Annotated in this window: 1 protein-coding gene; it reads right to left on the bottom strand. The window is 68.5% G+C overall.

The window, feature by feature from the left end; all coding sequences use genetic code 11:
• Positions 1-170: 170 nt before the first annotated feature.
• Positions 171-1,100 (bottom strand): glycoside hydrolase family protein, encoded by a 930-nt coding sequence (locus tag GA0115259_RS38705; protein WP_237540802.1) that lies wholly within the window; start codon positions 1,098-1,100, stop codon positions 171-173.
• Positions 1,101-1,116: the final 16 nt, after the last annotated feature.

The raw sequence follows: 1,116 nt of genomic DNA, 5'->3' as shown, positions 1-1,116 counted from the left end.
CGCGTTCGGTACCCGCCGCGCGTCCCGGCCCGGACGCCTCCTCCAAGCCGTACCGCTCCCGGCCCGGCACTCGGGCCGGGCCGGGAGCGGTCGTACCGTACGGCGACATCTCCGCCGGCCGCGGCCCGTCCAGCAGGCCGAGCGGATCGCTCGCATACGGCGGCAGTTGGTCAGCCGCGGGCCACCGCGATCGAGCCCTGGAGCCGTTCGCCCGCCTCGTAGATCATGTACGGCACGCCCCGGTCGGTCCCGAATGCCGGTGACGCGCTGCGGCCGTTGTCCGGCGCGCTGTTGGACGAGTCGTAGAAGAGACCGAGGTGTTCGCGGCGGCTGAAGTCGTTGCCGACCTCGGTGATCAGCAGATTGCCGCCGTTCTCCTTGCTGGTGTTGTAGACGACGTACGTGCTCCCGTCCCGGCTCAGCAGGTGCGGGCCACCGATGTTGTTCGCGCCGACGTCGGAGTGGCGCACGAGCGGCTGCTGGTCGAACGTCCAGTCACGGCCGTCCTTCGACCAGCCCCAGGCGATGTCACGGTGGTTGGACTGGTTGTTGAGCATGAAGAGCATCACGTAGCGGGCGCCCCGCGAGGGCAGGTCGTGCTGGAAGACGCGCGCGTACGAGGTCTCGCTGCTGCCCGCCGGCATCATCGCGGTGGTGAGCACCACCTTGTCGTATGTGAAGGTGATGCCGTCCTTGGAACGGGCGAGGCGGGTGGTGCCGTTCTCGCCGTGGAAGTAGAGCCACAGCTCCTTGACGTCCGCATTCCAGAGGACATGCGGCGAGGCGACATGGCTGACCTTGTAGTGCGGCTGCCAGATGTTGGAGACGATCGGGTTGGCGGTGTACTCGGTGAACGGTCCCTCCAGCGAGTCGCCGTAGGCAAGGCAGATTCCGCCCGGCGCGTCGTGCGGCCCGTAGTAGAGGTAATAGCGGCCCAGCGGGTTCGACAACTTGTCGTAGACGCCCCGGACGCAGGGAAAGATGATCTCGCCGGTGGGGTTGTACTTGAGCTGGGAGGGCGTCAGGAGTGTCTTGAGGTAACGGTAGTCGGGGAATCCGCCGGGCGGCGCGGCGGCGGCCGGCGCCGCTTCCGGGGCCAGGGCGGGGGCCGCGGGA

The sequence above is a fragment of the Streptomyces sp. MnatMP-M17 genome, from assembly GCF_900091995.1.
Lineage (GTDB): Bacteria > Actinomycetota > Actinomycetes > Streptomycetales > Streptomycetaceae > Streptomyces.
The sequence above is the reverse complement of the archived record's forward strand: the minus strand, read 5'-3'. Positions and strand labels throughout refer to the sequence as shown.